Annotated in this window: 19 protein-coding genes; 5 read left to right on the top strand and 14 right to left on the bottom strand. The window is 40.8% G+C overall.

What is annotated here, in order from left to right; all coding sequences use genetic code 11:
* The first annotated feature begins 89 nt into the window (after window positions 1-89).
* Window positions 90-2,396, top strand: a complete 2,307-nt coding sequence (locus ABJL82_RS04745; protein ID WP_347273575.1) for a LamG-like jellyroll fold domain-containing protein — start codon at window positions 90-92, stop codon at window positions 2,394-2,396.
* Window positions 2,397-2,416: 20 nt separating this feature from the next.
* On the opposite strand, the gene ABJL82_RS04740 is transcribed toward ABJL82_RS04745, so the two are convergent.
* The 5 genes from ABJL82_RS04740 to ABJL82_RS04720 all read right to left on the bottom strand — a co-directional run bounded on the left by ABJL82_RS04740 (window position 2,417) and on the right by ABJL82_RS04720 (window position 9,077).
* On the bottom strand, window positions 2,417-3,916 hold the full coding sequence (locus ABJL82_RS04740; RefSeq protein WP_347273574.1) for a bifunctional glycosyltransferase/class I SAM-dependent methyltransferase: 1,500 nt from the start codon (window positions 3,914-3,916) through the stop codon (window positions 2,417-2,419).
* A gap of 566 nt (window positions 3,917-4,482) precedes the next feature.
* Window positions 4,483-4,752 carry a hypothetical protein gene (locus ABJL82_RS04735; RefSeq protein WP_347273573.1) on the bottom strand — a complete coding sequence of 90 codons (270 nt, stop codon included), beginning with the start codon at window positions 4,750-4,752 and terminating at the stop codon, window positions 4,483-4,485.
* Between the two features lie 52 nt (window positions 4,753-4,804).
* Window positions 4,805-5,638, bottom strand: a complete 834-nt coding sequence (trpA, locus tag ABJL82_RS04730) for a tryptophan synthase subunit alpha (RefSeq protein ID WP_347273572.1) — start codon at window positions 5,636-5,638, stop codon at window positions 4,805-4,807.
* Window positions 5,639-5,756: 118 nt separating this feature from the next.
* Window positions 5,757-6,929: a tryptophan synthase subunit beta gene (gene trpB, locus ABJL82_RS04725; RefSeq protein WP_347273613.1), complete on the bottom strand. Its 1,173-nt coding sequence runs from the start codon at window positions 6,927-6,929 to the stop codon at window positions 5,757-5,759.
* 537 nt (window positions 6,930-7,466) lie between these two features.
* Window positions 7,467-9,077 (bottom strand): hydroxylamine oxidase, encoded by a 1,611-nt coding sequence (locus ABJL82_RS04720; protein WP_347273571.1) that lies wholly within the window; start codon window positions 9,075-9,077, stop codon window positions 7,467-7,469.
* A gap of 417 nt (window positions 9,078-9,494) precedes the next feature.
* Here ABJL82_RS04720 and ABJL82_RS04715 point away from each other — a divergent pair, with 417 nt between their 5' ends.
* The gene (locus ABJL82_RS04715; RefSeq protein ID WP_347273570.1) at window positions 9,495-9,848 is read left to right on the top strand and encodes a hypothetical protein; all 354 of its coding nucleotides are present in this window, start codon (window positions 9,495-9,497) and stop codon (window positions 9,846-9,848) included.
* A gap of 169 nt (window positions 9,849-10,017) precedes the next feature.
* Here ABJL82_RS04715 and ABJL82_RS04710 read toward each other — a convergent pair whose 3' ends face one another.
* The gene (locus tag ABJL82_RS04710; protein ID WP_347273569.1) at window positions 10,018-12,471 is read right to left on the bottom strand and encodes a tetratricopeptide repeat protein; all 2,454 of its coding nucleotides are present in this window, start codon (window positions 12,469-12,471) and stop codon (window positions 10,018-10,020) included.
* 290 nt (window positions 12,472-12,761) lie between these two features.
* Between ABJL82_RS04710 and ABJL82_RS04705 the strand changes: the two genes are divergently transcribed.
* Window positions 12,762-13,061, top strand: coding sequence for a UPF0175 family protein (locus ABJL82_RS04705; protein WP_099325785.1), 300 nt, complete (start codon window positions 12,762-12,764; stop codon window positions 13,059-13,061).
* Window positions 13,062-13,102: 41 nt separating this feature from the next.
* Here the strand turns inward: ABJL82_RS04705 and ABJL82_RS04700 are convergent, their stop codons facing one another.
* The 6 genes from ABJL82_RS04700 to ABJL82_RS04675 form a co-directional block, all read right to left on the bottom strand.
* Entirely contained in the window at window positions 13,103-13,873 is a 771-nt protein-coding gene (locus ABJL82_RS04700; protein WP_347273568.1) for a thiamine pyrophosphate-dependent enzyme, read from the bottom strand.
* A 22-nt stretch (window positions 13,874-13,895) separates the two neighbouring features.
* Window positions 13,896-14,921, bottom strand: a complete 1,026-nt coding sequence (locus ABJL82_RS04695) for a 2-oxoacid:acceptor oxidoreductase subunit alpha (protein ID WP_347273567.1) — start codon at window positions 14,919-14,921, stop codon at window positions 13,896-13,898.
* Entirely contained in the window at window positions 14,872-15,126 is a 255-nt protein-coding gene (locus ABJL82_RS04690; RefSeq protein ID WP_347273566.1) for a ferredoxin, read from the bottom strand. The genes ABJL82_RS04695 and ABJL82_RS04690 overlap by 50 nt, the downstream gene beginning before the upstream one ends.
* A 282-nt stretch (window positions 15,127-15,408) precedes the next feature.
* Window positions 15,409-16,245: a deoxyribonuclease IV gene (locus ABJL82_RS04685; protein WP_347273565.1), complete on the bottom strand. Its 837-nt coding sequence runs from the start codon at window positions 16,243-16,245 to the stop codon at window positions 15,409-15,411.
* A gap of 92 nt (window positions 16,246-16,337) precedes the next feature.
* Window positions 16,338-16,955, bottom strand: coding sequence for a class I SAM-dependent methyltransferase (locus ABJL82_RS04680; protein WP_347273564.1), 618 nt, complete (start codon window positions 16,953-16,955; stop codon window positions 16,338-16,340).
* Window positions 16,956-17,847: 892 nt separating this feature from the next.
* Entirely contained in the window at window positions 17,848-18,465 is a 618-nt protein-coding gene (locus ABJL82_RS04675) for a DJ-1/PfpI family protein (RefSeq protein ID WP_347273563.1), read from the bottom strand.
* A 151-nt stretch (window positions 18,466-18,616) separates the two neighbouring features.
* Between ABJL82_RS04675 and ABJL82_RS04670 the strand changes: the two genes are divergently transcribed.
* On the top strand, window positions 18,617-19,672 hold the full coding sequence (locus ABJL82_RS04670) for an NAD(P)/FAD-dependent oxidoreductase (protein WP_347273562.1): 1,056 nt from the start codon (window positions 18,617-18,619) through the stop codon (window positions 19,670-19,672).
* Between the two features lie 59 nt (window positions 19,673-19,731).
* Here the strand turns inward: ABJL82_RS04670 and ABJL82_RS04665 are convergent, their stop codons facing one another.
* Together ABJL82_RS04665 and ABJL82_RS04660 are read right to left on the bottom strand one after the other, a co-directional pair.
* On the bottom strand, window positions 19,732-21,933 hold the full coding sequence (locus tag ABJL82_RS04665) for a heavy metal translocating P-type ATPase (protein ID WP_347273561.1): 2,202 nt from the start codon (window positions 21,931-21,933) through the stop codon (window positions 19,732-19,734).
* A 115-nt stretch (window positions 21,934-22,048) separates the two neighbouring features.
* On the bottom strand, window positions 22,049-22,447 hold the full coding sequence (locus ABJL82_RS04660) for a CBS domain-containing protein (RefSeq protein ID WP_347273560.1): 399 nt from the start codon (window positions 22,445-22,447) through the stop codon (window positions 22,049-22,051).
* A 221-nt stretch (window positions 22,448-22,668) separates the two neighbouring features.
* On the opposite strand from ABJL82_RS04660, the gene hslV reads away from it, so the two are divergent.
* Window positions 22,669-23,208: an ATP-dependent protease subunit HslV gene (gene hslV / locus ABJL82_RS04655; RefSeq protein WP_347273612.1), complete on the top strand. Its 540-nt coding sequence runs from the start codon at window positions 22,669-22,671 to the stop codon at window positions 23,206-23,208.
* The last annotated feature ends 1 nt before the right edge of the window (window position 23,209 follow it).

Here is a 23,209-nt window from a genome sequence, read left to right as displayed (position 1 = left end):
AGTTGCGCAAAGAACTATAAATAAAAAAAATATTTAGAAAAGCTAATTCACTATTCAAGATGTGACGGCGGCTAAAATGGGAAGGTTAAATGAATAGGTTAAGTTGTCAAAGTGAAAAGCAGTTTCAATTGATATTGATTATCCTGTTATCAATAAGCTCTTTCCTGGTTATCGGCTATGTTTATTGGTTTGGCCAAACACGTTATTTTACCATTGATGAATATCAATATGGCTGCATGACTCATCTTGTTTCACAGGGGAGATTACCATATGTCGATTTTTATGAACATCATCCCCCATTTAGTCATTTTTTACACGCCCTTATACTAAAGCTTAATAACGGCAATTTTCAGGAAAAGGCGCTTCTTTTACGAAAAATATCATTTTCTTATTTGGTGTTGCTTTCTGTTTCACTGTTTTTCTACTTTTACCATGTAACTAAAAGATATTCTTATGCTTTGCTGGGGACTATTGTGCCGATTAGTGTTGGATTTGGCCTTCTTTCATCCATAGACTACAGGGCTGACTGTTTCGGCGCAGTTTTTTTAACCATCTCAATCCTTTGTATTGACGCAAACAGGCAATTGAAATTAAGGTCGCTCGCCGCCTTATCGGGTATTCTGTTTGGAATAGCGATCTTTATGTCTCAGAAATTTGTTTACTATGGAGGCATTGCGTTAATAATCCTTTTTATCAATGACATGAATGTCAGATATCTCCGTAAGGAACACTCGCCTTGTCATTTGCCGTATCCAAAAACACTTATTATAGGGTTTGTTTCAGTTGTTGGAATTATGCTCATTCTATGCGCGTGTTTTGGACTGTTGCCAAAAATGATTCAATTAACCTTCTTTGACGCCATAAAACACGAACAAGTATACCCTGCAATACATTTCTCAGCCTATCTTCACAATTATTTAAACCAGACAAAGATTTCCACGCTTGTGCTTGTCTTTTTAGCGGTATATTTTTTGATAGATCAGCGAGACCTGCTCTGGCCTGTTGTTTGTTTCTCCACTATTATTTCTGTTTTTCTGATAAAGGCCCAATATCCCTATAACTTTGTTTTCCCCTGTTTCATTTTAGGCATTTGCAGCTTGCGGGGAATGTATTGTCTGTTTCAAAAATTGTCTTTGAATAAAAAAATAGCTGTAAACAGTATCTTTTGCCTGGGCATGTTGTTTGTAATATATAACCAGGTAATTTTTACTCATGGAAAATCCAATAATACGCATCAATTGAAATTACTCGACAAACTCGAGAAAGTATCATCAGACAACGACCGTTTTATTGATAATGCGGGTGGGGCTTTGTTTTTAGAACCGGCAACCTATTTTTTCCAAAATGGCCTGGCACAACTGGAAATCTATAAAGGATACTTTTCCGAACAGATTGTTTCAGACTATCGCAATTCCGGCGCTCGTTTTATGATATACGATGCACGGCAAAACAATCTGCCTAAACACGTACGGGAGTACCTGAAAAATCATTATCTTCACCTGGATGGAGATCTTTATGTATATGGCTTAAAACTTGAAACCAATCCTAAAGAAACAAGTAATTGTGAATTTGAAGTAATAAATCCGGGAGAATACTACTTCTTTGATAATATGGATATTTACGTTGCAGCATCACAGGACAATGCCGATGCAAACAAATTAGCTACTCCAATTTTAGAAATACCCGATCGCTGCCAAACGGAAAAAATTTATGCTGAATACCGCGAACTAGCATTCCCTTCGGAACTCACCGTTGAGTTAATGGTAAAAGTAAATGAAAATCCTTATAATGCTCCCATATTGAAACGGGGTGAGTGGTCTATGCTCCATTGGGATGCGGAATTTGAACAAATGCAAGGCATGGGGTTTCAGGTTCATCTGCCTGAAACAAATTCTTACATCGAATGCGCGGAAATAACATTGCTCAACAGTTGGTATCATGTTGTTTGGACAATTTCAGGCAATACTTTGTCTTTTTATGTAAACGGTATCTTGAAAAAAATATCTTATATGCCGCCAAAGGATGTGGAATCCTTCGTGAAGAATTTTGAGGCATTTAAAGTACTGGAAGCAGAAAAGGGACATGTTTTTAATGGAACAACTGAAAATATTCGTTTTTATCCCTACCCGATGCCCCGCCAAAAGATATTTGAACGATTTAATATCCTAAGGGGAAAATACAGCATTGCGGAATCAAATGAAATAGGAAATTTCTATCGGAGGGTTTCTGTTAATGGCAAACCACTGGAAGGCAATGTGTGCAGATTGGAAAAGGGTATATATCGGTTGAATATTTTACCCTCCAGACTACACGGTTATATTAGTTGCGTTGCTCCTCAATTCTTTAATGAGGAAATAGCACGCGGTAAACGACATGCAATGTATTTTGAATACTAATGGAAACTAAATATTTCACTTCAATTATTTTGGAATGTCTGTTCCATTAAGTCTTCAATTGAATCGGGGCGGTGGCAAATCGCCAGAATTTGAAAGGCAAAAAGTCTCGGCCAGATTCTTGCCAGACGGAATGAAATCATATCAAGCAAGGCCATGTGTTTTGAACTGCCGTTCATATCCAGCAAAGGAACTCCAAATCCCATGATCTTTTCAACTTTGAATCCGGAGTTTTCAAGCAAACGGCGGAAGGAATTGACCGTCATGAGTCGTTTATGGGTTAAGTCAAGTATACCTCTCCTTCCATAATTAAAACTACCATAACAGAGCATCAACCGAAGAATAAAAAATGCAACATTACCTGTGCTTGCATATAGTTTACCCCCGCTTTTAAGTAAATTGAAAATTTCTTTAGCGCCTTTTTCAGGACAATTCAAATGCTCAAGAACGTCCAAAGAAAATGCAAAATCATATTTTTCTGCCGGAAATTGCACACCCCATGGTTCGTCAAGGTTCACAACATAATGTTTAAGAACATCACTTTGGACAGCATTGCATTGGTCGAGAACCGTTACGCCAACCCCCCGTTCCGCATGTGCCATTGAAACGGCTCCAATGGCGCCTCCGCCAATATCTAATAACGTTTTACCCTTTTCAATTGGAAGATTCCGAACATAGTAGTGCAAGGAACTTTTTGCGGATTTACTGGTATAGTGATACTGCATCTCCGCCCTTACATCAAACTTAGGGTCATAAAAAATCTCGTAATTCATCAGACGGTATTTGATAAGAGTCTTGATACAATTCCATGCATAGGCTACGCCATTTACGCGACAAACTTCATCTCCATAATGCGTTGGAATGGGAATTTCCTTTATTTTAAAACCGGCGGCATGAAATTGCACAATAATATCCGCATCGAAATCAAATCCCTGGCTATTATAATTAAAAGGAATCTTACGAAGCGCTGATACCCGGTAAGAGCGGTAGCCGGAATGCATTTCAGACATCTGGCTCTTAAGCAAGGTATTTTGTATTTTGGTGAGAATCCGATTACCTATCCATTTATACAACGGCATACGGCCCTTCAAGGCGCCGCCTCTCTGCAAAAATCGGCTGCCGAAAACTGCGTCTGTTTTTTCGGTATAAGCGGCTAGTATATGGGGCAGGCTTTCGGGGGCATACTGGCCATCACCGTGGAGAAGTACAACAATATCAAAACCTCTTTGGATGGCATAATTGTAACCAAGTTTTTGATTGCCGCCATATCCCTGATTATAAGGTGTTTGAAAAATTCGTAGAGGGGCAAGTTCTTTTGGCCACTGAATATTCCGCGCTTTGCTATATGTATCATCGGTGGACCGATCATCAATAATATAGATTTCCGCTAATTTCTCTGCAACCCATTTCGGTATACGATTCAGTACATCTTCGATATGTTGCTCTGCATTATAAGCAACAGTAAATACTGCCACACGATTGTTTTGAAGAACCTCTAATGCCAGTTGTTTAATATTATTCACTATCTATACTCAATCAGACGGGAACCACGGATTTCAGCTTTAAATTCAGTAAACAAATCGAATTGTAACACTTTAGTTTTTTGAAAAAATAGGGGCGAAGCATTTGCCAGTTTGGGTATGAACGCTTTTATGACAATTTACAGCAGATGATTCACCCTTACAATATGCGGCAAAACATCGAGATTGTTGGAATTTTTCAAAAAACTAAAGTGTTATTAAAAAAGGCACTTCATGGGTTCTGGATTTACATTTTATGAGCATCTCGAGTATCGTTAAATTGCTCATTCATAAGGGACATGCTCCAAAACTTTAGATGCATATGAGTCTTGGGAAGTATGATGTATATGCGCCTCACATTTAAATTATGCAACCTTTAAGAGAGGGTCACTGTTTAATTCCAATCTGAAGCTGTAGTGTGGAAAACCAGACATACTGGTTTTAGTGGCAGAACTTAAAAACGTAGCAATTATAAGTGTCTGCACAGACACTTATAACCGACATTATGGTTGATTTTAATAAATCATAAATTGCCCATATTATGCTATACGCCGGCCTCCTGCTTGCCATTAGAATATTTCTTCTAATTTTTTTGAAATTACCGCAAGATTTCTCTCTTTAGTCAAATATTCCACTTCGTTAGGGTGCACCTTCAAATCGGCAAGTATTTTCTTAATTTTCTTCCAGCCGGAATCCTTCTTTTTTTCGTCCGTTATCAGGTACATATCAGAAACCAACTCTCCCAGGTTTTGTATTAGCCTCAGGTCTTTATTTTCATAATATCCCTTAATAACCTTCTTTTGATATTGAGTGTACCCTTTTTCTTTGTTCTGATCCAAAATATATCCTGTTTTTCTTTCTTTTAAATAATATGAAAAATTAAACAAACAACTAACCAATGCTTATTAAAGGAGTTTTCGGCAAATTCTTTGTCCCAATAACTAACTCCTCAACAAAATTACCAACATTTTCTATCAGCTTCTCATGAGGTACGTGTTCATATTTTTCAATTTCTCTTACAATAGCACTGCCAACAATTACGCCTTCTGCGATCTTTCCGACCATACTTGCTTGTTTGGCTGTGGATACCCCAAAACCTACTACAATAGGAATATTAGTAAGCTGTTTAAGTTTGTTAATATTTTGTATAATATCGTCGGGCAACATATCCCTTGCTCCTGTAATCCCCACCACCGAAATATAATACAAAAACCCCTGCGTTCTTTGAGTAATAAGGTTCATTCGTTGATTCGTTGTCGTTGGGGCCACAAAGCAAACAATTTTTAAATCGTTTTTAGATGCAATTTCAAATATTTCTTCATTTTCTTCAATGGGAAGGTCTGGAATAGTCAATCCGTCAAACCCTGCCTTTAAAGCCATTTCAACAAAAGCTTTACTTCCAAATTTGTACACAATACTGTAAGAAATCATTCCTACTACAGGTATTTGAGTTTTACTGCGAAGCCTCGAAATCATATCGAATATTTGCGCAACATTTACCCCTTTTTCCAATGCCCTGTGATATGATGCCTGAATAACAGGTCCATCTGCAATAGGGTCGGAAAATGGTACACCAAGCTCAATAATATCTGCCCCTTTTTTCTCAAAAGCAAGAATCAAGTCCTCTGTTGTTTCGATGTCAGGGTCTCCAGCCGTAATAAAAGGAATAAAAGCAGGCTCCTTTTTTCTTTTTAATTCTTCAAATTTTTTATCAATCCTGTTCATTGGAATTATCTCAACAAAACTATAACGATTTCTCTGCTCTAAAAATCAAATAGAGACTGTGTTTTACTTAGAATTAAATACCATATTTACTTACGATTATTTCATGTGTGGTATTTCACTAGATGACGTATCCAAGTTTTTTTGCCACTTCAAAGGAATCCTTATCTCCAGTACCGGATAAACAAACAATAATCAATTTGTCCTTACTCAAGACAGGCGCAAGTTTCATTGTATACGCAATAGCATGTGCGGCCTCAAGGGCGGGAATGATCCCTTCCAATCGGGCACATTCCTGAAAGGCGCTTACCGCTTCTTCGTCAGTTATCGAAACATAATCAGCCCTTCCAATGTCTTTCAAATAGCTGTGCTCGGGACCAACGCCGGGATAGTCCAAACCGGCAGAAATTGAGTGCACAGGCAATGTTTGCCCATCGTCGTCCTGAAGAACATAGCTTACACTTCCATGCAACACGCCCACTTTCCCGCTTGTCAGAGTCGATGCATGCTGGCCTACTCCAGAACCAGTGCCTCCCGCTTCTACGCCAATCATTTTTACCTCTTTGTCGTCAATGAATGGGTGAAACAATCCTATTGAATTACTGCCGCCACCAACACAGGCAATAAGATAATCCGGCAGCCGGTTTTCCTTTTCTAATATCTGCTTTTTTGCTTCCCGTCCTATTACTAACTGGAAATCTCTTACCATTGTTGGGTAAGGATGAGGACCAACAACAGAACCAATAATGTAATGAGTGTGTTTTACCGACCCCATCCAGTCCCTCAAAGCCTCGTTTGTAGCATCTTTTAATGTTTTCGAACCACTGACGACAGGAATAACCTTTGCTCCGAGCAGCTTCATTCTAAAAACATTCAACGACTGACGTCTCATGTCTTCTTCGCCCATATATACATCACATTGAACACCAAACATTGCAGCGGCAGTAGCCGTGGCGACGCCATGCTGTCCTGCGCCCGTTTCAGCAATAATACGCTTTTTTCCCATCCTCAAAGCAAGCAATATTTGCCCAATCGTATTATTAATTTTATGCGCTCCGGTATGATTTAAATCCTCCCTTTTGAAATATATTTTAGCGCCGCCAAGTTTTTTTGTCAGCCTTTCCGCATAATAAAGGGTTGAAGGACGCCCCACATATTCTCTCAAATAGTATTCCAGTTCAGTATTGAATGCCGGATCGTTTTTCGCTTCATTATAGGCCTGTTCCAACTGGTCTAGAGAGGGCATGATCGTTTCCGGCACAAACTTTCCGCCAAAGCGGCCAAAATGCCCCATTTTGGCGGAAGCATCATCTGCCACCGGTAGTTTTCCATACTCAGTAGTTCTTGTTTTTGAAGTAGTTATGCTCATGATTTAAACCTCCTTATATTATTTTAAAACACGTATTTTTCTCTTGATACTAAATCGCCTTGAGATAAGAAGTTTCAGACAGGCAAAAAAGGATTGAAACTACGGATTACACAGATTATGTATCTATCTCTGCACAATCTGTAGTTTATCTTGAATTTCACTAAAAACCTAACTCATTATTTGTAAATATAAAACGCACATTAAAGTACCGTAACACTTTAGTTTTTTGAAAAACTTCAATAATGGCGGTGTTTGCCGCATAGTATAGGGGCGAAGCATTTGCCCATTTGGGTATGAACGCATTTATGACAATTTACAGCAAATGCTTCGCCCCTACCTTTTCAAAAAACTAAAGTTGTTACAAAGTACCGAATAAACACAATGAGGGTAGCAAATTGACCTCTGCTACCCTCATTGCTCTACATCTTATATATCCTGAAAATTAAATCAGGTACATGAAACTTAGTGATGTATCTCTACACCAGCATCTGCATTAGCACGATGAGGAATATCAGTTCTCTTGAACCATTCAACATCTACGTCGCCAGGTTTTCTCTTCCAGCCTGGGAGTAAATCAAGATATTCACCATGTTTCCAGAAATCAGCAGACTTGTGTTCTAAACCGATCTTTTTCTCAATAGCTGCAAACCTTCTCAGCTTAGCGGCTTCGGTTTTAATTTCAACCAATTTTCTGTCCTGCTCAAAAGCGCTACCATTTCCGTACGTTTGATTGTACATAGACATATGTGCATATGCCTTATAAACGTTACCGGTCAGGTAACAAATCATTTCCAGCCCTAAACGCTCTAAGTTAGAAGTCGCGTAGAACCTTGGATCTCCGCCTGGTAACAAGCTGAAAGTATAATGGCCGTACCAATCAGGAGCTGATCCTTCAGGCATTGGGTCAACTACACCATCAAGATAACAACCCACGATAACCGCAGCTGCTTCTCTCCACTTTGTAAAACTCAAATTAACACCTGCGTCCATTTCTTTGAGTTTATCCGCTGCGAACCTTGGCGAATGACAGTCCTGGCACAACTTAATCCAAGAGTCTCTTTTCGCCTTATGTTTCGGCGCCCCGCGGTCTACCTGGAACATACCCATATCGCTATAGATCGTTCCAAACCTCTGCGGATTGTGATCGCCGTTTTGCATATGGCAATAAGCACAGGTTGGCACCCTGTAGTTGCCCTTCTTTAACTTCTTGCCCCAGTCCATTCTGGCTGATTCTGCTTCGTACAATGCTCCATGGATAGAGGTATTGTACATAGCCCATTCATCATGGTCTATACCCATATGACAAACCCTGCAAGCGGTTGGTTTTCTGGCCTCAGCCGGGTCAAATTTGTGCCTTGTGTGGCAACCGGAACACCTGTTTTCCGCAATAGCATGACAATGCGCACAGCCAGTAACCTCTTCTGCAGGTTTTCCTACGTGCCATGAAAATTCTAACACGTTAACTGTATATGCATGAGTATGAGATCCCAAACCACCGGCCCTATGTTCCGCTGTTTCTTTTGGATGACAGTCGTTACAGAGCTTATAGGTTGGCATTTCAAGTTTCTGGTGGTCACTGCCATGACAATCAGCGCAACCAACCAAATCTTCAACTGGCTTTCCATCCTTCTTTATGCCAATCCCTCTCCTCATGTCCTTACTACCATGTGAGCTTTGCTTCCAATCGTTAACAATCGTCGGAGTTTGTACTGTATGGCACAATACGCATTCTTCGTTCTTGAACACCCCTTCTGTCTGGCTTCCAGATGTCCAATAATGTTCCGGATCATACCAGCGAATTGACGGTAACATCTTCAAAAAAGACTTGTATGGTCCACGTCCATCAACATATTCAGGTTCAGTATATTTAGCAGTCAACCCAAATATGTACAAGGTTCCATCATTGTCCGGACCAACTGGCTGGCCGAATACCTGTGATGCTACGTCCTGAAAAGTTGGCCCTTCAGCCATTGCAACACCATTCTCCATAGCGCAAGTTAGCAAGGTCGCGCCTGCAAAGGCAAACGTCGCACCTACAATCCTGGACAATGGTTTCTTAAAAATTTCAAACATTACATCTTCTCCTTTCTTTACTTTAAACACTTTTAAAACTACGGTTATTACCTAGGTGACACAAGCGAGAATCACAGGTAAAAGCAGGAACATTAAATAGTCTTTAGCCCAACCACCCCCTTCCCAAATACTTCATCAAAACAACTTTTTAAAGGATTTTCATGCGAAATTTCAAGGCATAAAAATTTTCAACATTATACAGCGGTAGAATATCTTGTCAAGGACATTTTCATTGCAGTCAGTGCAATGTTAACGCCGCATTAAAACCTCTTACATTGCAAAAAAAAACGATATTTTACAACCGTTTTAGTTTTTTAAGAATTCCCGAAATAACTAAGCATTATACATTAATAACGGCAATTCAAAACTCCCGAAGTGTTTCTTCGCCAAAAAGTGCCTGAATGTAATGTATAGACTGTGCCAAATGCAAAATTGCACGGACAGGGCTTTTGTAAGATTTTCCCGAACCATAAAATCACCGGGCGTGAGAATCAATTTTTGGGGCAAATAACACGCGCGCGTCAGCCCCTTTTCCCAAACAAAAATGTGGTGCTGCGCGATATTGTAGAGAAAATCTGTGCGCTTGAAAAGGATATTTCTAAAAAAACGCTCTGTCTTTGTCCAAATGGTAAGCGCCCACCTATCGCGTCTCAACTCTCAGAACTTCTGAAGTGCTTTTTTTGCCAAAAAGTACCTAAGCCGATTAATTTCGGTAAGATAGGCTACAATTTAAGAAAAGGCATTGCCATTGCTAGATGGGAAATGGCATGACACCTGTTTTTTACTCCCTGCACTGGAACATGGAAACTGGACAAGCGATACGCGCATCCTGCCAGGCACAAATTTGCGTCTTGTATTTAACCTGGTATCAAATCAAATTCCACCAGATCAAGAGTTATGAAATTTTAAACAGATATAAGAAGAACTACTTATTCGTCTATCATGGCTTTGACGCCATGCCATCGCTACCGGCGCTTAATGTAATGATAGCCTCTTCTATTTCGCCAGCCATTGGCTGATTTGGATTTAAACGCAGTGTTTCTTTTAAGTGAAACAATGCTTTCTGTGTGTTGTTGAAATAATTCGCATACACAACGCCGAGTGTTTTATGCACTGAGGAATTTTCAGGATTAATTTCTATTGATTGTGCAAATGCGTCAACTGCCTCTCCATATCTTCCTTTTTCCAAAAAGGCATTGCCAAGGTAATGGTGAAAATCCGCATCATTCGCATTGATTTTAATAGCCTCTTCAAACTCAGAAATAGCCTTATCAACATTTTTTTTGGATAGATAGGCAATGCCAAGATTGCAATGCGCATTGCAATCCGTTTGGTCATATTCCAGGGCAGCATCAAGCTCCCTGATAGCATTATCCGTCATTCCCATTGTCAAATACACACCTGCCAGATTATTATGCACATCCGCACCATCAAATCCAAGGATTACCGCGGTGTTTAATGCTTCTGCCGCTTTTTCCCCGTCGCCTTTATTTGCATAGGCAATTCCCAGATTGTTATATGCGCTTGCCATTTTCGGGTCGAGCCGGATTGCCATATCAAACTCTTTCATTGCCTTATCAAATTGTTTCGTGTTTGTGTATAACATTCCCAAACTATTGTGGACATTTGCATCAACAGGGTTTAATTGAAGCGCTGTTTTATATGCCTCTTCTGCGCCGTCAAGATCTCCCATTTCTTTAAGAACATTTCCCAGTGAATTGTGCGTTGAAGCTTTATCGGGGGCGATTTTTAATGCTTTCAGAAAGGCGTCAACCGACTCCCGGTAATTTTTTGTTTCAAGATAGATAAGCCCTAAATTACTGTGATAACGGAAATCGAATGGGTTGCACCGGATCGCTTTTTCGTACATTTTCACTGCCGCAGTATACTGTTTCTTTTTTTTATAAAAATTCCCCAAATTATTGTATGCATCTGCATGGTACGGGTTTGATTGTATTGTCTTTTCATATGCTGCGATAGCATCGTCAATCAGTCCCTTTCGTTCGTATAAATTCCCCAGATTATAATACGCTCCGGCGTCATTCGGTTTTATTTCGAGGGTCTTTTTATATTCGTACTCCGCCTTTTCATACATGCCTTTTGAATTATATACCACCCCAAGGTTGTGGTGTGCGCGTGCACTGTCAGGTTCTCTTGCCAGGGTATCATGCCACAGGGAAAATTCATCATGCCATACGACATTCCGGGAAATACTTATAAAGGCAAAAACGATTAAAACCACGCCAAGGCACATCTTTACGAAAATATTCCCTGAAACACCCTTCCGGAGCAGTACACATGCGGCGCCGGAAAATCCCATGAGGGGAATATACAAGTAGCGCTCTGCCATGATATTGCTTAACGGGATTACATTTGACACCGGCGAAAGGGTGACAAAAAACCACATTGCAAAAAAACAGAAGAGTTTATTTCCTTTCCCTATACGCAATAAAATAATAATCAGCGCAATTATTAAAACAACGGATAGTAAAAACGATACCACATCTGCTAATATAGGCGGGATCACATAATCAGCATTAAGGTCACAAGGAAGGAACAAAAGTTTTATATACGAGGCAAGCACTTTAAACATTACAAAGATACTTCGCCCTGACTCGCTCAGATTAATAGACACATCCTTAAATACCCAAAACTGAATAATTAAATAGAAGCCCGTGACTAAAAAATATCCAATATAGACGCCTTTCATTTTTTTAATACATTCTTTAAAAGGATTATTTTTTGATGGAAAAAAGAATGTATAAATAACAAGCATAACCGGCAGAGTTACTGCCATCTCCTTTGAAAATAACGACAGTGCATAGAAAACCAAAGAACCGGAATAACACAGATAAAATGCGCCTTTCTTCATCAAGCCATCGTCAATTTTTAAGAACAGGATAAACGTCATTAGATAAAAGAAGGCGGCAAGAATATCTTCACGATAGCTGATAGAATTAACTGTTTCTGTTATGACAGGATGGGTGGCAAACAATAATGCTGAAATAAACGCCAATGAATGTATCCGCGTTATTTTTTTAATAAAAAAGTAGAATACTGTTACATTTGCAATGTGAAAGAGGAGATTAGTGAAGTGATACCCCGAGGGGTTTTCGCCCCAAAGAGAGTAGTCAAGAAAATAGGTAAACGTAACCACAGGACGATAGCTTATCTCTCCGGAAAGCATGAAATACTGAAATGAAAACAACGTCCTGAAATTATCCCAATTCTTAATTAAATGGTTATTGACAATCGTAACAGAATCATCATAAACAAAATTATTCCGTAACGTGTTAACAAAAATAATACATGACCATATAACCAGAAATACAACAGGAATTACCTGCCATTTCCAGCTTCCCGGCATTTTGGTTGAAACTGCAGTTGCATTCATAATAAATCAGATTTTAACGTTTTGCATAACCCGCAGCAGGGAGAAAGGGCACGGATGTTTATAAACCAGATACCTGCTGCGGTTGTTATCTTCATATGCGTAGTAAGGATATTATTACAATGTTTTTCACATCTTTACATCATACAAATTTTCTGTTAACTTGTGAAGAAGCCTTCTCGTGGGTAACCCTATTTTACCTTTTTTTGTAACACTTTAGTTATTTGAAAAATCCAAGGAGACATAAAAAACAATGTATCCCCCTTAGGGGCAATCTGAAGGAGGTACATAAAATGGCAACAAAGACCTTGAGTATCCGCATAGGTGATACTGATTACAAATTTCTTTCCTCACTGGCAAAAGAGGAAAATGAAGATGTCTCAAAAAAAATAAGAGAGCTGGTAGACCTCGGGCGGGTTATGCTTGCCATAGAAAAATATAAAAAATCAGAGGCATCTCTCGAAAAAGCTGCGCATATTGCAGGCGTCTCAATAGCAAAGATGATGGATATATTAAAAGAGTACAAAATCGAGGCAAACCTGGAGTACGAAGACTATTTGAAAAGCCTAAAGACGCTGAGAAAAGTGTGGTAATAAATTCCACTTTTGATGAAGTATTTTTTGTTGACAACTAATTATGCATCAGGCCGATTGCGGTATTGCAATATGCCAATTTCATTTGACGCCAGTTCTTCGGCATTATCATTAATTTTATAAAATTCCTTATAGTGGTTCAACATTGCACTGGAGTTTTTGTACCCTAACCGGCGTCCGTAATTGACGATACACATGGTTCTTGCTTCGACAAAAGAAAAGCCGTTAAATTGCAAGGCCGCCACGATGCATTTTCTCATGTGGTTGAGGTGATATGCCGTGGTGCGTGCAAAGAAACTTTTGTTGCCTTTAAATAAATATTGTATATCCATGGGATTATCAGGATTCCCTCCCGGCGTGGTTAACGTCTCGCAACCCCTTGGGGTGATGGGAGAAACCTGGCCGCCGGTCATGCCATAGATTTCATTTGCATAACAAATAACAGTAATGTTTGTGTTTCTCCGGATGGCATGCAAAAGATGGTTGCCGCCAATACCCATCAGGTCGCCGTCCCCGCTCACTACTACCACATTAAGCTTTTCGTTCGCATATTTAATACCTTCTGCTACGGGAATTGCCCTGCCATGGGTGGTATGTACGGAATCAAGATTAAAAAATCCCGCACTTCTCCCTGCGCAGCCAATCCCCGAAACGACTACCGTGCCTTGCAAAGGGTAGTTGAGTTCATAAAAGGCCTGGCATATGGTTTTCAGCACAATACCATTTCCGCACCCCCCGCACCATGGCGTTGGCAGCAGTTCGAGTTTCAGATAACGTTTGAACTGAACGTCTTTTATAGCATTTTTTTTCATGATAAAACGACATCCTTGTTTTTTAGCATTTCTTAATCACTTCCGATAATACACTCTTTATTTCTTCCAGGCTTATGCGTCCGCCGAGGATAGGGATCAAAGTTACTTCACGGTGTAATAAACGTTCAATTTCACGGGCATATTGGCCTGTATTCATTTCCATGACGATAATTTTTTCATATTGGGATGCGATGCGCTTAAGGTCGTCAAAAACCGGAAACATCAGTATTGGCCGGAATAATGAAAAATCATTTTTGAAATAATACGCAACCCTTGATAAAGCCCCATAAGAGATAAGTAATGTATCGGTTTTCTTCGGGCATTCAATGTATTCGTAATAGTTATATTGTCCCGCAATGCGTAATTGTTTTTCACGCAGACGTGCAATAAGTCTTCGGTAATTGTCCACATCCGAGGTTTTTGGCTGAGAATCATCATGTGATAGACCGGTGAAATGACGATTCCCGCTGCCAAGCGGAAGCCGTTCCCGATTTTTGATCACAAAGTTACCAGGGGGGGCAATTGTCTCATAGAGGTGGCTTATGTAGCCGTCGCTTAGCAGTATAACAGGGCTTAACGATTCTTCGGCGGCATTAAATGCCGTTATCGTATGAGTATAAAGCTCCGCCACGGAATTGGGATAAAATACTATAGGAAAATAATCGCCGTGGCTGCCATATATACATTGCATAATATCTCCCTGAGCGGGCAAGGTAGGCATGCCGGTGCTGGGGCCTACTCTTTGTACATTAACAATCACCAGCGGCACTTCCATCATGTGTGCGAGACCGATGTTTTCCTGCATTAAAGAGAATCCCGGGCCGGACGTGGCAGTCATTGATTTAAGGCCGGCGAGTGACGCGCCGATAACGGCGCTTAACGAGGAAATTTCATCTTCCATCTGCAGTACTTTTATTTTTTTCCTGCTCACCAGGTTGTGTAGTATTTCCGATGCCGGGGTAATGGGGTAGCCGGCAAAAAATGTCAGGCCTGCAACTTCAGCTCCCAACACAATCGCCTGGTTTCCCTGCAATAATTGTTTTGACATTTATTTCCTCTATCTCAATGGCTATATCCGGGCAATAACGCTGGCAGGTTCTGCAGGCAATACATTTATTCAATTCCATTAATATTTGGTTTTTGATTTCCAGATTTTTAACCGGACAAAGATTTACGCAGACACCGCAGCATTTGCAGTATTTATGATTTATGTGAACTATTCCCTTTCGTTTTTTTTCGCTGTTTTTTTCCACTGGATAACGCTCGTTACTTCTTCATAATTAATAGGGAAGTTTTTAATACGATGTATTCACTACTTGTTGGGGAAGATTGCATGGCACTACTAAGGATTTGTGAAAAGCCAGATTTACATTCGCCTGTAGCTATTAAAGATATCCAGTTTAACAATAATATATTATGAATTCTAGCGATATTTGCGTAAGGTTTTAGTTGCGAATAGATGTCTTGAGGGGGGTAAGTGATGAAGCAAAAAAAACTCTCTCTTACCAGTGAACATCCCCTTTGATTTTTCGGGATCAACGATTTACAACCAATCCTTTTAAAACATTTAAATTTTTCACATCCATGCCGCCCTCTTTTGGTGTTTCCAGTATTTTCGGTATGTGTTTCATTATATTCATAATCTGTCTGAAGGGTTCCAGTCCTATAGCGCCTTGCCCGATATGTTCGTGCCGGTCAATTTTACTACCCAAAGCACCTTTTGAATCATTTAAATGAATGGCATAAAGGGCGTTGAGGCCTACCGTGGCGTCCAATTCCTCCATCGTTGTTTCAAATCCGATCTTCGTCCTTATATCATAGCCCGCTGCGAAAGCGTGGCATGTATCAAAACAGACGCCTATTCTTTCAGAACTGATTCCCTCAATTAATTGCTGTAACTGCTTGAAATGATAACCAATGCTTGACCCCTGGCCGGCAGTGTTTTCCATCAGGATTTTTACGGGAGAGTTGTTTGTTTTTTGGAGTACTGATTTTATCATTTTGATTACGTTTTTCATGCCGGTTTGTTTGCTGGTATTTTTTGTGAAACCGGGATGTATAATAATAGCTGCGATGCAAAGGTCATCACACCGTTGAATCTCTCCCAGGAGGGAATTGTGGGTAAGTGCGTGAATTCTGCTATCGCTGGTGGCAAGATTAATAAGATAGGATGCGTGTGAAAAAATAGTTTTTATGTTTGATTGCCGCAATGTTTCTCTGAAAATCGTTTTTTCCGCCGGACCGACGATTTTTTCTTTCCATTGGCGTTGGTTTTTCGTAAAGATTTGAAAGGTATCTATTCCCAAAGACTCGGCTTCATTGAAGGCGTTATGCAAACTGCCTTTTATTGAACAATGTACTCCCAGGAGCATAGGTTAAATGTAAATAGTTACTGACCTTAAATAATAGATATCGCTGATAATACAGCACAGGAATGCACCTCTCTGCTTCCTATACCATTTAATTATTTTCTCATAAACCGGAAAAAACCAAATTTCTGCTCTTTGCTGGCGGGAGTAACATGAATTTCCTGTTTTTCCTCCATCAGAAGGAATTCGCTTCCTAATTCATTTTGTAATTTTTCCGCGTCATATTGTTCAATATCAAGGCCGCTACATCTTGTTGGGCCGTCAATTGCAAAAGCGGCGATAATCAAATGCCCTCCCCTTTTCAAAGAATTTTGTAATACCTCAACATATTTCTTTCTGTCCAATGGATCGGTCAGGAAATGAAACACCGCCCTGTCATGCCAGAGGTCAAACGGATAGGGTGCAATATACTCTGTCACATCGGCCTCAATCCAGCATACGTTTTCAGCCCGCTTGCCCAGCCTCTCCTGTGCATAACGAATCGCTCTTGATGAAATATCAAGAATGGTCAAATCCCTATATCCCTTGTCCAGCAATTCATCCACAAGGACAGATGCACCGCCGCCCACATCAATAATTTTTGCAGCATTGTTTGGTTTTGCCAAAGTGATAAAATCCAGTGACACCGCAGGGTTAACTTGGTACCAACTGACTTCAGACGGTTTCTTTTGTTCATAAACATTTTCCCAATGTTTCTTTCGGCTACTGCTCATCGTTTTGCATCCCTCTATATAATGTATTGTTCATAATCACAATTCTTTTGAGAATGTTTTAGCAGAAATTTGTCTGGAATGTTACGATTTTATCGCTCTCCTTTACAATTTCGTACATGTCTTTCATTGTAGAAACAGGACACATTTCCTATTTGTTTCTCCTTATCTGAAAAAGCCATTATCTGTCTTGAATCCCTTATATTCTGCGACAATCTAAAACTTTTGGCTAATATAATCAACCTGTTTGTTAAAGGAGACAAAAAGCCACATATTCCTCCCTGCCCTTCACATACATATTTTCATTTCGTTGCTTCCGCTGAAATTACTACAAATAATCCTTTTCCAAAGCCTTCTTCAATAGATTCAAGGCTTTGAATCTTATCTGGATTTTGGAAAATGGTCTGAGCGGTTTGCAAATTGTAGAATTCCAATTTTTTCAGCCAATCCCGCACTTGATTACAAGAAAACTTACTGACACAACAAAGAGATGCATGCAATGCGTCTCTACATTATACATTACGGGTTTACAGATTGTGATTTTTTAAGGGTTGCCTTTGTAGAACGACGAGCCTCGTCGCTCTACATTGAGAAAGCCGCCAAAGGCCTACTTTATTTGCCGGAAAGTGCAAAGAAATTACTGATAAGGTACTAGACCTTTTCGCAGACAGTGCTGCGAAAAGGAATTCCGAAATACTAAGCACGAAATGCGAAACAGGCAGGTTTTACGGTCACAGCAAACGGACACGTCTCATGGTCTTGGTTTTGAACATTTGAATTTTGAGTTTCGGTATTGTTTCGAATTTCGACATTCGACTTTCGTATTTAGACGCTTTGATATATCGACAAAATTTTGTCGATGCTGAGGCGCTAATCGCCTAAATGGATATATTTTTTATTTCTGAAGCGCCTTGACAATGGCCTCGCCGAACTTCTTTGCCGATACAGGGCCGTCTGCCGTTATTATATTCCCGTCTTTTTCAACGCCCTCGCCGGTGTAATTTGCCCCTTCGGATTTGATATCATTTACGGTGGAGGAATATGTTGTGGCTTTTTTCCCTTTAAGCAATCCGGCTTTTGCAAGCGTAACCGGCGCTATGCAAATTGCTCCCACTATTTTGTTTGCCTTGCTTGCCTCTTTCGCAATCGTGTGCGCCGTGGGGTTGTCCCAGTATTCGCTTGACCCTGTCCCACCCACAAATATTACCGCGTCATAATCGCCAACAGCAATCTCCGTAAAAAGGATATCCGGAGATACTTTTGCCCCTAACATCCCCGTTGATTCTTTTAATGAAGAAGAAGCGATTGTTACCGCCGCGCCATTTTTTTCCAGAATTGCCTTTGGTTCCAGCAATTCTTCATCCCTGAAATTATTTTTTGCGATAATCATTACAACCTTTTTTCCTTTTATTGACTGCATGGCATGTGCCTCCTTACTGTTAATAACGATACAGAATGTAAATAAAATAAATGGTATAAGCGCTAATCGATATACAAGGAACGTCTTTTTCATTTTTGTTCCCTCCAGTATAATAATGTAATATATAATTGATAAACAACTGTTTTCATTTTACCCTTGAAAGTCTGTTCCGGCAAATACGTTTTTTTATAGAAAAAGTTAACTATCGTCTCTGGAAAACTTATTTGTAGAAAGCGAGTATAAGATGGATGAGATATATGATGCCGTAGTGGTAGGTTCAGGCCCTTCGGGCGCTGCCGCTGCAAAAAGGCTGACCGGCGAGGGACTCCGGGTACTGGTATTGGATAAAAAGAAACTTCCCAGATATAAGATATGTTCAGGCATTATCTTTAAAAAATCCCAGGAGATCACCGAACACTATTTTGGCAGGATACCCGATGCCGTTTATGTACAGCCAAAGCTGTTAAAAGGGGTAAGGTTCTGGAGTGATGATGCGAATTATTCAGACTGGCCGTTTTCAAAGGATAGTGAGGGGGCGCCGAATGTATGGCGTTCGGAATACGATTACTGGCTTATCAGCAATTCCGGAGCGGAAGTGATGGATTGTGCTGTGTTTAAAGGGTTTGAAACGGTGGGGAATGCGGTTGTTGTTCATTATTATGATGCCAGAGAAGATAAAATACGCCAGACAAAATGCAGGTATTTAATAAGCGCCGAGGGAAGTGTTTCTCGTATCAGGGCAATGCTTTCGCCCGAATTTGAGCATAATGTGAAATGGTTTATTGCATATCAAAATTATTATGAAGGGCAGTCCCGTTTAGACCCACATTTTTATCATGGATTCCTTGACCAAAAATACGGCGAAGTGTATGCATGGTTCAGCGTAAAGGATGATTTGCAGGTATTTGGCACATCCGTAAGAAAGGGGGCTAAAATCTTTCCTTGTCTGAATGCATTTCGCGAAATGCTGGAGAGAGAACATGGGCTGGCATTGAAAAAATTGGTGCGAAAGACAAGCTGCCTGGGAAATACTATGTGCGCTTCGGGGAATTTTTATCTGGGGAAGGGCAATATCCTTCTGGTGGGGGAAGCCGCGGGGTTTTTGAATGCCTTTGGAGAAGGGATTTCATGTGCATTGTCGTCGGGGCTTCTTGCTGCGGAAGCGATATGCACCTGCATTCAATCGGGCGAAGATGTGATTTCTGCGTATACGGAATTGACAAAGAAGGAAAGAAGGCAGACTTCGGTATCGTGGAAATTAGGGGCAAAAATAGCAGGAAGGGATCTTATGCCTCTATAAAACAGTCAGCATTGGCAGATATTCCGAAAATAAGCGGCCTCGAAGATTTATCATACACGTCAGCGGAAGGACATTCGTTTTAAGAGCAGGGAGTTTGTTACGACGGATACGGAAGAAAGCGCCATTGCAAGTCCGGCATATTCAGGTTTAAGGCTGATGCCAAAGAAAGGATACAGGACGCCGGCGGCAACCGGGATTCCAATGGAATTATAAAAAAATGCCCAGAACAAATTTTGCCGTATCTTTGCCAGTGTTTTTTTCCCTAACCGGATAGCCCGCACAATGTCCATAATATCATTTTTCATAAGTATTATGTCGCCTGCCTCCTTTGCAACGTCTGTTCCCGCGCCAATGGCAATGCCTACATCCGCCTGCGCCAGGGCCGGCGCATCATTTATGCCGTCGCCTACCATTCCCACCTTCATTCCCTGTTCCTGATAGTTTTTTACAATGGTCATTTTTTCTCCCGGCAAAACTTTCGAATGGTATTCTTTTATGTTTACTGCGGAAGAGACTGCGTTTGCCGCTGGCTCGCTATCTCCTGTAATCATTACGGCACGGATATTCATTTTTTGTAATGACGCAACCACGTCCTTTGCGTTTTGTTTTATTGTATCCGCAAGCCCCAGCATACCCCTGCAGACATTATCATAAGAGACGTAGAGAATGGATTCTCCCCTATATTCCAACTCCCCTGCTTTGTTTCGTAAGTCTTCAATATTGATATTGTTTGATGTCATAAGCGACTCATTGCCTATCAACAGTGCTTTATCCCTGTATTTGCAAAGTATCCCGCTGCCGGCGCGTTCTTCGAAGTCCTGAACCGTATCCCATGTAAAATTTCTTGCCTTTGCTTCGTCAACAACGGAAAGGGAAAGGGGATGATTCGAAAAGGCGCAGCCTGCGGCGGTGAGAGTGAGCAGTTCATTGTCATTTATTTTTCCCGACGGGAAGATGCTTGCCACCCCAAACCTTCCTTCGGTAATAGTGCCTGTTTTGTCAAATACGACAGTGTCTATGCGCGCAATCTGTTCAAGGGCGCTGGCTCTTTTTATGAGTATTGAATTGTTGAGTCCAATGCCGCTCCCCACCATAATGGCAGTGGGCGTGGCAAGCCCAAGGGCGCAGGGACACGCTATTACCAGGACTGCTACGGCCGTTTTTAAAGCCCATACAAAGGGAGGGTGAGAAGTGGCGTCGTAAAATATGAGATACCAGCAGAAAAACGTTATTATGGAAATAGCGACAACGATTGGAACAAAGACATTGGACACTTTATCCGCAAACCGCTGTATGGGCGCCTTGTCCATCTGGGCGTCTTCTACCATAGTAATAATCTGAGATAAAACGGTTTCCTCGCCCACCCGTAAGGTTTTTATAATGAGTACTCCCGTTTTGTTAATTGTTGCCCCGATAACGCTGTCGCCTTTTTTCTTTGCAACCGGCATTGATTCGCCTGTTACCATGGATTCGTCAATTGTTGCCGTTCCCTCTGTTATTTCACCGTCCACCGGGATAATTTCACCGGGTCGTACAATAACCATATCTCCCACCTTAAGGATGGAGGCGTTTACTTCCGTTTCCTTTCCTTCAGGGGACAGCAAATGTGCTTTGTCTGCCTGTAGTGTTATGAGTTTTTGCAGCGCCTTGCCTGCCCTGCCTTTTGCGCGTTCTTCCAGATACTTTCCGATGCGGATGAAGGCAATCAGCATTACGGATGTTTCAAAAAATGCGTGGCCTGAAGCGCCAAAAATGCCGAAAACGGCAAAAGTGCTGTAGAGAAAGGCAGACAAAACGCCCATAGAGACGAGCACATCCATGTTGGCAAAAAGATTTTTAATGGATTTGTAGGCGCTGATAAAAAAGCTCCTGCCGGGACCAAGAATCGTGATTGTTGCGATTCCCATCTGCAGGAAAGAAAGGTGTTTATTATCCAATCCGGGAAAAGGAACATACATGATTACCATCATGACAATGGAAGCTGCAATACTAAAAATCAGCCATGCTATCTGAACGGACTCTTTTGATGATTGGTCCATTCGCATCCTTTCTTTTGCGGTATAACCAATGCTTTTTATGCATCTTACGATACTACTTTTGTTTATAGCATGTGTATCATAGCTGACCAGGCCGGATGCCGTGGAGAAATTTACGCGTACCGATGTAATGCCTTTTACTTCACGCAGCCTTCGCTCAATAGTAGCGGCACAATTAACGCAATGCATGCCGGAAATGTCAAATTTAATAGTCTGTTCAGCCATTCTGCCTTCCTGTGATATTACCTGTAAAAACTTTTTTTGGTAAGTAGAGACGCACGGCCGTGCGTCTCTACATTTTGGGTTGCAAATTGCTGAGCCGGGGGTCTTGTGAACAATCTTATTCGTAGCAAACGGTTACAAACTCAGGTTCTACCATACTGCTAAGAATATCGCACCGTGAAATAATCCCGACAAGCATATCGTTTCTTATTACGGGTATCCTGATAATATTGTGTTTTGTCATAAGGTCGATAATTTCCTCTATGGAGGAATCTTCTTTTACGCATACAGGGGGTTTTGTCATAATTTCTTCAGCCGTTACCTGTTCCAGTTTTTTTCCTGCCCGAATTACTTTGAGAAGATCGAATTCGCTTACAACACCAATTACCCTTCCTTTTTCGTCCACGACGGGCAATCCGCTATACATGCCCGATAGAAGTTTTATTGTTAGATCCCTGCCAAGGGTGCTTCTTTTTGCCGCAACAACTATTTTATTCATAATATCTTTTGCAAGCATAATTCTCTCCTCCTTTATAAAAGATAAAAGCCTTAAAATAACTAACTCATTATATAACAAATTCAGTACGAAAGTCTTTTCAAAAATTATACAAGCACTTTTTTGTATTCAAAATGCCGGCAAAGGGGAAAGTGCCGCATAAGAGAAAACCCTTGATAACTCTTAGTTTTGTTGATACCATTTGAACTTAAATTATTTTAGGGTAAAACATTGAGGAATTTATTTTGAAACCGTTTATTTCGTCTACAACAATTTTATCAGTGAGAAAGGGCGGACATGTTGCCATAGGCGGCGATGGGCAGGTTACTATGCAAGCCACGGTGGTGAAGCATGATGCGAAAAAGATTCGAAGGCTGTATCATGATAAGGTACTGGTCGGGTTTGCCGGTTCGTCGGCGGATTCTTTCGCGCTTATGGAGCGTTTTGATGCAAAGCTGGAACAGTACCAGGGCAACGTATTGCGGAGCGCACACGAACTGGCAAGGGAGTGGAGAACAGATAAGGTATTAAGAAGGCTGGAGTCTCTCCTTGTGGTGATAGATAAGCAACATTCTTTTCTTATCTCTGGAAGCGGCGATGTGATTGAACCGGATGACGGTATCATTGGTATTGGATCCGGAGGCTCGTATGCGGTTGCTGCTGCCCGCGCTTTGGCAAAACACACTCCGTTGTCTGTGAAAGAAATTGTTGAGGAATCGTTGAATATTGCGGCGGATATTTGTGTCTATACCAACAAAAATATCAAAGTGGAGGAAGTATAGA

The sequence above is a fragment of the Candidatus Kuenenia sp. genome (assembly GCF_039794105.1).
Classification (GTDB): domain Bacteria; phylum Planctomycetota; class Brocadiia; order Brocadiales; family Brocadiaceae; genus Kuenenia.
This window is presented reverse-complemented; position numbering and strand designations above follow the sequence as displayed.